Below are 8,075 nucleotides of genomic sequence, written 5' to 3'. Positions count from 1 at the left end.
CGTATCCACGCCCTTCATCCCCAGCCCGCCCGTCGCAACAAAACGACGGACCATGAGCCAAGAGGGGGGTCAAAATTACACGCCGATCCCCCTCACAACGGGGTCAATCTTCCATGCCGAAACACATTCCGGTTCTCTTTGCACGTTGGCGACGTCGGTCACACGCTCGTGGTCGGTCCGACAGGCGCCGGCAAGTCGGTGCTACTCGCGCTGATGGCCCTCCAGTTCCGGCGCTATTCCAACTCGCAGGTCTTCGCCTTCGACTTCGGAGGTTCGATCCACGCCGCGGCGCTCGCGATGGGCGGCGACTGGCACGATCTCGGCGGCGGCCTGACGGAAGGATCTGCGGAGAGCGTTTCGCTGCAGCCGCTCGCCGGCATCCATCATGTGCCCGAACGGGCCTGGGCCGCCGACTGGATCGTCGCGATCCTGATGCGCGAGGGCGTACCGATCACGCCCGAGGTCAAGGAGCATCTCTGGACCGCGCTGACCTCGCTTGCGAGCGCGCCCGTGGTCGAGCGCACGATCACCGGTCTCGCGGTCCTCCTGCAATCCAACGATCTCAAGCAGGCGCTGCGGCCATTCTGTGTCGGCGGAGCGTATGGCCGGCTGCTCGACGCCGAGCACGAGCATCTCGGCGAAGCATCGGTCCAGGCGTTTGAGACCGAAGGCCTCATTGGGACCGGCGCGGCGCCGGCTGTGCTCGCCTATCTGTTCCACCGCATCGAGGATCGCCTCGACGGGCGGCCCACATTGCTGATCGTCGACGAAGGCTGGCTGGCGCTCGACGACGAAGGCTTCGCCGGTCAGCTCAGAGAATGGCTGAAGACGCTCCGGAAAAAGAACGCCAGCGTCGTCTTCGCCACGCAGTCGCTGTCAGACATCGATAATTCGCCCATCGCCCCAGCCATCATCGAAAGCTGCCCGACCCGATTGCTGCTCCCGAACGAGCGCGCGATCGAGCCGCAGATCACCGCGATCTACGGCAGGTTCGGATTGAACGTCCGTCAGATCGAGATTCTCGCGCGCGCGATGCCGAAGCGCGACTATTACTGCCAATCGCGGCGCGGCAATCGGCTCTTCGAACTCGGCCTCTCAGACGTTGCCCTCGCGCTGTGCGCCGCGTCCTCCAAGACCGATCAGGCCGCTATCACCCGCATCGCTGCTGAGCACGGCCACGACGGCTTCCTGCCTGCGTGGCTGCGCCACCGCGGCGTCGATTGGGCCTCCGACCTCATCCCGAGCCTCACCAACCTGGAGACACCATCATGATTGTCCGAGGCACCCGCGCGGCGCTTCTTGCCGCCACGGCTCTTTCGCTTCCGCTTTCGTTTTCGCCCCTCTGGGTCGCGCCCGCTTCGGCGCAGTGGATCGTCTACGACCCGACCAACTACGCGCAGAACGTGCTGCAGGCCGCACGAGCTCTGGAGCAGATCAACAACCAGATCACCTCGCTTCAGAACGAAGCGCAGATGCTGATCAACCAGGCCCGCAATCTCGCGAGCCTGCCGTATTCCTCGTTGCAGCGCCTTCAGCAGTCCATCCAGCGCACGCAGCAGCTCCTCGGACAGGCACAAAACATCGCCTTCGACGTCCAGCAGGTCGACCGCGCTTTCCAGACCACCTACGGCAACGCCTCGCTCTCGGCATCGGATCAGCAGCTCATCGCAGATGCACGCACGCGCTGGCAGAACACCGTCGGCGGACTTCAGGACGCGATGCGTGTCCAGGCCGGCGTGGTCGGCAACATCGACGCAAACCGGATGGAGATGTCGGCGCTGGTTGGCCAGAGCCAGGGCGCTACCGGCGCGCTGCAGGCGACCCAGGCCGGCAACCAGATTCTCGCGCTGCAGGCGCAGCAGCTCGCGGACCTCACGGCCGTCGTGGCGGCCGACGGACGCGCACGCGCGCTTGCCGATGCCGAGCGCGCAGCCGCCGCCGAGCAAGGGCGCGAACAGCGCCGGCGTTTCCTGACGCCCGGCTCCGGCTATCAGCCCGGCAACGCGCGCATGTTCCCGAGCAGCGGCAACTGAGGGCGCTGCGGTGGACGCCAAGCTCCTCGCCCGGATCGGCGCAGTCGCGTTCGTCGCCGTTGCGATCACTGCGACGGTCCTTGAGCTGACCCGGAAGGAGGAGCGGCCCGAGATCACGCCGGCGCGGCCGGCGCAGGCGGGTGCTGCGGACCCGCTGCGAGCCGAGCTATTGCGATGCCAGGAACTCGGCGAGGCCGGGCCCCGCGATCCGGCATGTCTGCGCGCCTGGGCGGAGAGCCGCCGGCGATTCCTGATGCCGCGCACCACACCTTCGACGAGCCCGTCGCGTGCGAGCCGGCCCCCCAGCGAGACCCGCGGCGAAGGCGCCGTGCTGAGCGACGACGAGTAGCATCATGGGCGGCACAGGCGTCATCGACCATTTCCTCGAAGTCTTCACCCGCTACATCGACAGTGGCTTCGGATTGCTCGGCGGGGAAGTCGCGTTCGTTGCGACCACGCTGATCGTGATCGACGTGACGCTTGCCGCGCTGTTCTGGAGTTGGGGCGCCGACGACGACATCCTCGCCCGCCTGGTCAAGAAGACCCTGTTCGTCGGCGTGTTCGCCTACCTCATCGGCAACTGGAACAACCTCGCGCGGATCGTCTTCGAATCCTTCGCCGGCCTCGGCCTGAAGGCGAGCGGGACAGGCTTCACGACCGCCGATCTTTTGCGCCCGGGCAAGGTTGCGCAGACCGGCCTCGATGCCGGGCGCCCGCTTCTCGATTCGATCAGCGGCCTCATGGGCTACTGGTCGTTCTTCGAGAACTTCATCCAGATCGCGTGCCTTTTCCTGGCCTGGGCGCTCGTCCTGCTCGCTTTCTTCATCCTCGCCGTCCAGCTCTTCGTCACGCTGATCGAATTCAAATTATCGACGCTGGCGGGCTTCGTCCTCATCCCGTTCGGGCTGTTTGGGCAGAGCGCGTTCATGGCCGAGCGCGTGCTCGGCAATGTGATCAGCTCTGGCATCAAGGTGTTGGTGCTCGCCGTCATCATCGGCATCGGCTCGACGCTGTTCTCCGAGTTCACCAGCGGCTTCGGCGGCGCCAGCCCGACAATCGACGATGCAATGGCGATCGTCCTGGCCGCGCTCTCGCTGCTCGGCCTCGGGATCTTCGGGCCCGGAATCGCCAATGGCCTGGTCAGCGGCGGACCGCAACTCAGTGCCGGCGCGGCGGTCGGCACCGGCCTCGCTGCGGGCGGCGCGATGGTCGCAGCCGGCGCGGCCGGAGGACTTGCACTGCGCGGGGGAGCGGCCGCCATATCGGGGACGGCGGCCGCTGCGCGGGGAGGAGCGGCCGCCGCAGGAGGCGCGGCAACTGCCTACAGCCTTGGCGCCGCAGGGCAGTCCGGCGCAGCCGGCGTCGCCTCCGGCCTGGGCGGCGTCGCGCGCGCCGCCGGGAGCGCGGTCGCTTCTCCACTTCGCCGTGCCGCCTCCCGAGCGGCGGACAGCATGAAAGACAGCTTCTCCGCGGGTGGTCGCGCCGCGTTCGAGGCGACCGGGGGCTCCTGGACGATGGGCACGATCGGCGGCGGTGATTCCGCCGGGTCCGCCAGCGCCGGGACACAAGAACCGCCCGCTTGGGCCCGCCGCATGAATCGCTCGCAGCAACTCAATCACGGCGTCATGGCCACCGCGCACGCGATCCGCGCCGGCGACAGCCACGGCGGCGGCAGCTCCGTCAACCTTTCCCAGCGAGACCAATGATGTTCAAGCGACCGACTACGCATTACGGCAAGACACCCGAGCCCGAGACGCCCTATCAGCGCGCCGCACAGATCTGGGACGAGCGCATTGGCTCGGCCCGGGTACAGGCGAAGAACTGGCGGCTGATGGCGTTCGGCTCGCTGGCCTTGTCAGCCGCCTTCGCCAGCGCCCTTGTGTGGCAATCGGCGCGGGGCACCGTCGTACCGTGGGTCGTACAGGTTGATAATCTCGGCCAGGCCCAGGCGGTCGCTCCCGCTGCTGCCGACTATCGGCCTACCGATCCGCAGATCGCATTCCATCTCGCCCGCTTCATCGAGCAGGTCCGCTCGATCCCAGCCGATCCGATCGTGGTCCGGCAGAACTGGCTTCGCGCCTACGACTTCACGACCGACCGCGGCGCTGCGGCTCTGAACGACTACGCGCGCGCTAACGACCCCTTCACCAAGGTCGGCAAGCAACAGGTCGCGGTGGACGTGTCGAGCGTCATTCGAGCGTCGCCCGACAGCTTCCGCGTGGCCTGGACCGAGCGGCGCTACGATAACGGCCAGCTCGCATCGACCGAACGCTGGACCGCCATCCTCACCATCGTTGTGCAACCGCCGCGTGACGCGGAGCGGCTGCGCGCCAATCCACTGGGCATCTACGTCAATGCGATCAACTGGTCGCGGGAGCTTGGGTAAATGAATCGAGAGAACGTCCGCGCCGCAAAGCCGCCTTTCCGTAAATCCGCAATCTCTGCCGCGCTCCTGTCGGCCACGCTACTGAGCGCATGCGCCACGCAAAGGCCTCCGCAGATCAGCTACGATTCCGACGTCCCGCCATTGCCGGCCGTTCCAGCGGCAGTCGTGGACGAGCGCCCACGGCCGCTGCACATCCCGCCGGCCTGGTCGCCCAGTCACGGCGGCACGGCCGCCAATTCTCCGGCAGCTCGCGTGACGAATGCCAACGCCGCCGCACGGGTCGAGCCGCGCCGCGAGGGCTATTACAATGCCATCCAGATTTATCCCTGGTCGGAAGGCGCGCTCTATCAGGTCTACACCTCGCCGGGCCAGATCACGGATATCGCGCTTGAGCCTGGCGAGAGCCTGACTGGCGCCGGCCCGATTGCGGCGGGCGACACCGCGCGGTGGATCATCGGCGACACCGAGAGCGGGTCGGGAATTACGCGCCGCGTCCATGTGCTGGTCAAGCCGACACGGGCCGACATCACGACCAACCTCGTCATCACCACCGACCGCCGCATCTACATGCTGGAGCTGCGCGCCGGCGCCAACCCATACATGCCAGCCGTCGCGTGGGCCTATCCGCAACTTCCCGCTTCGCAGCGCCAGGGTGTGCCGGCGACGCCGGTCATCCCCGCAGCCGCCGCGCGCAACTATCGCTACGCCTTGAGCGGCGACAATCCGCCATGGCGGCCGATCGCCGTCTATGACGACGGTCGGCGGGTCTATGTCGAATTCCCACGCGGCATCGTGCAGGGCGAGATGCCGCCGCTTTTCGTCATCGGCTCGGAAGGCGAACTCCAGATCGCCAACAGCCGGATCTACCAAAACATCCTGATCGTCGATCGCCTCTTCGGCGCCGCCGAGCTTCGCTTCGGCAGCGGTGAACGCCAGCAAAAAGTCAGGATCTCGCGCAGCGACGGGAGGCCATCATAATGACCGACTCGAACAATCCTGGCCGCCTCGAGACCGAGCAAGATCCGCGCGACTCCACGGCTCCTATGCGGTTGCGCGGCGATCCGCCTCGCGTTACCCGGCTGTCCCGCAAAGCCCTTGCGGGGATCGGCTTAGTCGCATCGATCGGCCTCGGCGGCGCGCTCATCTACGCGCTTCAGACACGCGACGCCGGCCCTCGGAATGAGGAGCTCTATTCCACAACCAATCGGCCCACGGCCGATGGCCTCGCCGGCCTTCCGCGCGATTACACCGGCCCGCGGCTTGGACCGCCGCTGCCGGGCGACCTGGGCCGCCCCATCGTGGCCGCGCAAGATCGGGGGCAGCCGGTCATTCCCCCAACGATCCAGCCGACCGTGGATGCTGCCGAGCAGCGTCGCCTCTCCGAGCAGGAAGCCGCGCGCACGAGCCGCGTCTTCTTCCAGACCGAAGCGCGATCGCTCGCCACGTCGCCTGTACCTGGCGGCGTCGCTACCAACGCGAACTTGACCGGCCTTGGGCTTCCCGGCCCGTTCAACGTGCCGACGGCGCAAGAGCGCGCGCAGGACCGGCAGCTCGCCTTCCTCAATGCCGCTGCCGATCGCCGCACCGTTGCCCCAGATCGCGTGGTGCCGCCGGCCTCGCCCTACGTGCTGCAAGCCGGAGCGGTGATCCCGGCCGCCTTGATTACCGGCATTCGCTCCGATCTTCCTGGACAGATCACGGCCCAGGTGACCGAGAACATTTACGACAGCCCGACCGGCCGATTGCTGCTCGTTCCGCAGGGCACGCGGATCATCGGCCAGTACGACAACGCCGTGCAGTTCGGCCAACGCAGGGTGCTGCTCGTGTGGAATCGCCTGATCATGCCCAACGGCCGCTCGATTGTCATGGAGCGCCAGCCCGGGGCGGACGCGGCAGGATATGCGGGCCTCGAGGATGGCGTCGACTATCACTGGTGGGACCTCGCCAAGGCTGCAGGCCTTTCCACGCTCCTCAGCGTCGGCGCCGAACTCGCGATCGACGACGACAATCGTTTGTTGCGCGCGATCCGCAACGGCGGCCAGGACACGATCAACGACGCGGGTCAGGAAATCATCCGTCGGCAGTTGAATGTGGCGCCGACCCTGACTATCCGTCCTGGCTTTCCGGTCCGCGTGATCGTTACCCGCGACCTCGTGCTCGAACCGTATCGAGGCCAGCAATGACAAAGCTTAGGCTCGCCGCTCTCGAAGATGACAAGCCTGTCAGGGTGTCCTTCGATCTTCCGGCAGACGTGCACCGCGAGCTAATCGCTTACGCCGAAGTCCTGGGACGAGAGACCGGCAAGCCTGTTTCCGATCCCGTAAAACTTCTTCCTCACATGATTCGGCGTTTCATTGCGACAGATCGGGGCTTTGCCAAGGCACGACGCCAGCACCACGCCTGATATTTCGGCGTCTATTGCAGTTTGCGCATTGTTAGAAAAAAACTGCTTCCTTTAGCGGGCGCTAGCAGCACCGGATTTGCGGAAGTGTTGAAAGACATAATCCTGCAAGCAAATACTCAGGACCTATCTGACGCACGCATTAAAGCCGTGGTGCCCACACTACCCATTCGTCACGACAGCGCGCGACTCTTCTTGGCACGAGCAAGGCTTATGAAGCGACGAAGCGCAGGATTATCATTGCTCGAAAGCCAAACTCCCACCGTCGGTAAAGTATCCCTATCATCCGCAATCAGTTTGAACTGTACTCCGCGAAACGGGGTAGCGATAGCCGAATCACTCGTCAGTGTGACGCCGAAGCCCATGGCTACCAGGTGAAAAAGACTTTCTCGACATACAGCCACCCGTTTCACCTGAGGCCGAAAGCCCACTGCTGCCAATCGCCGAATCAAATACTCATGAATTTCCGGGCCAGGCTCCTCGCTGCTGACGATAAACTTCTCATTCTCAAGACCCGGCCAGGAAAGGGCCTCCACTGAAGCAAGCTGATGATCTTCTGGTAAGACGCAGTAGACGCGTTCATACCAGAGCAATTCGACATCACAATCGGGCAACGTAGGAAAGCCAGTAAAAAAGGCTATATCCATGCTGCCATCACGTACCCGCGGAATGTGATCCCTCGGCCCCCCGTACGCCATTTCGATGTTGACGCTGCTATGGCTTCGGGCAAACTCTACCACTAAGTCCCTAAGAAAGCCGGAACCGAGGGAGCAGAGAAAACCAATACGCAGTTGCCCCTTTGCTCCAGTTCCAGCGCTCCGGGCCGACTTTACTGCATAGTCAAGGTCACTCAAGACAGATTTTGCCTGATCTATGAACTCCTTTCCGGCCCTCGTAGGGCGAACGCCGGCGCGGCCCCTCTCGAATAGAGAAACACCCAACTCGTCCTCTAGAGCTCGAATTCTGCGGCTTACTACGGACTGATCGATTCCGATCACGTCAGCCGCGCGGTGGAAACTTCGCTGTTCCAAAGCAACTATCGCATGTAGGACCGCGTGCAGGTTGATCTTCGATCCTGCGGCAGCAAAAAAGCCATTTCCTAGTACGGAAATAGCCTCGTCCAACCGCGCTCGCGACTTGTCGGTCACTTGAACACTCCGTGCGCCTTGTCCTCGAAGATGGAGCTGGAAAACTCCAATCTGTCACGCGGGTGTTACAGATCAATGACAGCCGCTTCCTGCAATTTGAGAACGGG

The 8,075-nt window shown here is 64.7% G+C and carries 9 protein-coding genes; 8 read left to right on the top strand and 1 reads right to left on the bottom strand.

Features of this window, described 5'->3' with window-relative positions; all coding sequences use genetic code 11:
• From ABLE93_RS19195 to ABLE93_RS19160, 8 genes are all read left to right on the top strand, one after another.
• On the top strand, positions 1-1,272 hold a 1,272-nt coding region (locus tag ABLE93_RS19195), incomplete at its 5' end, for a TraG/VirB4 family ATPase (protein ID WP_510183057.1).
• On the top strand, positions 1,269-2,033 hold the full coding sequence (trbJ, locus tag ABLE93_RS19190) for a P-type conjugative transfer protein TrbJ (protein ID WP_348841467.1): 765 nt from the start codon (positions 1,269-1,271) through the stop codon (positions 2,031-2,033). The genes ABLE93_RS19195 and trbJ, both read left to right, overlap by 4 nt.
• A gap of 10 nt (positions 2,034-2,043) precedes the next feature.
• A complete protein-coding gene (gene trbK-alt, locus ABLE93_RS19185) occupies positions 2,044-2,382 on the top strand; it encodes a putative entry exclusion protein TrbK-alt (protein WP_348841466.1) in 339 nt (112 codons plus the stop codon).
• Between the two features lie 4 nt (positions 2,383-2,386).
• The gene (trbL, locus tag ABLE93_RS19180) at positions 2,387-3,739 is read left to right on the top strand and encodes a P-type conjugative transfer protein TrbL (RefSeq protein ID WP_348841465.1); all 1,353 of its coding nucleotides are present in this window, start codon (positions 2,387-2,389) and stop codon (positions 3,737-3,739) included.
• A complete protein-coding gene (gene trbF / locus ABLE93_RS19175) occupies positions 3,739-4,419 on the top strand; it encodes a conjugal transfer protein TrbF (RefSeq protein WP_348841464.1) in 681 nt (226 codons plus the stop codon). The genes trbL and trbF overlap by 1 nt, the downstream gene beginning before the upstream one ends.
• Positions 4,420-5,397 carry a P-type conjugative transfer protein TrbG gene (trbG, locus tag ABLE93_RS19170; protein WP_348841463.1) on the top strand — a complete coding sequence of 326 codons (978 nt, stop codon included), beginning with the start codon at positions 4,420-4,422 and terminating at the stop codon, positions 5,395-5,397.
• Positions 5,397-6,602 carry a TraB/TrbI/VirB10 family type IV secretion system protein gene (locus ABLE93_RS19165; RefSeq protein WP_348841462.1) on the top strand — a complete coding sequence of 402 codons (1,206 nt, stop codon included), beginning with the start codon at positions 5,397-5,399 and terminating at the stop codon, positions 6,600-6,602. The genes trbG and ABLE93_RS19165 overlap by 1 nt, the downstream gene beginning before the upstream one ends.
• Positions 6,599-6,823 carry a DUF2274 domain-containing protein gene (locus ABLE93_RS19160; RefSeq protein WP_348841461.1) on the top strand — a complete coding sequence of 75 codons (225 nt, stop codon included), beginning with the start codon at positions 6,599-6,601 and terminating at the stop codon, positions 6,821-6,823. Before ABLE93_RS19165 ends, ABLE93_RS19160 begins: the two co-directional genes overlap by 4 nt.
• Positions 6,824-6,993: 170 nt before the next feature.
• Here the strand turns inward: ABLE93_RS19160 and ABLE93_RS19155 are convergent, their stop codons facing one another.
• Entirely contained in the window at positions 6,994-7,968 is a 975-nt protein-coding gene (locus ABLE93_RS19155; RefSeq protein WP_348841460.1) for a LysR family transcriptional regulator, read from the bottom strand.
• Between the last annotated feature and the right edge of the window lie 107 nt (positions 7,969-8,075).

Source organism: Xanthobacter pollutisoli, assembly GCF_040044995.1.
Classification (GTDB): domain Bacteria; phylum Pseudomonadota; class Alphaproteobacteria; order Rhizobiales; family Xanthobacteraceae; genus Xanthobacter.
Note: the sequence above shows the minus strand (reverse complement) of the source record. Positions and strands in the feature narration are given on the sequence as shown.

What these genes read in the sequence shown, in the direction of transcription:
- trbG (WP_348841463.1), top strand. Translation starts at nt 4,420, where the DNA reads ATGAATCGAGAGAACGTCCGCGCCGCAAAGCCGCCTTTCCGTAAATCC.
- ABLE93_RS19165 (WP_348841462.1), top strand. Translation starts at nt 5,397, where the DNA reads ATGACCGACTCGAACAATCCTGGCCGCCTCGAGACCGAGCAAGATCCG.
- ABLE93_RS19160 (WP_348841461.1), top strand. Translation starts at nt 6,599, where the DNA reads ATGACAAAGCTTAGGCTCGCCGCTCTCGAAGATGACAAGCCTGTCAGG.
- trbF (WP_348841464.1), top strand. Translation starts at nt 3,739, where the DNA reads ATGTTCAAGCGACCGACTACGCATTACGGCAAGACACCCGAGCCCGAG.
- trbL (WP_348841465.1), top strand. Translation starts at nt 2,387, where the DNA reads ATGGGCGGCACAGGCGTCATCGACCATTTCCTCGAAGTCTTCACCCGC.
- trbJ (WP_348841467.1), top strand. Translation starts at nt 1,269, where the DNA reads ATGATTGTCCGAGGCACCCGCGCGGCGCTTCTTGCCGCCACGGCTCTT.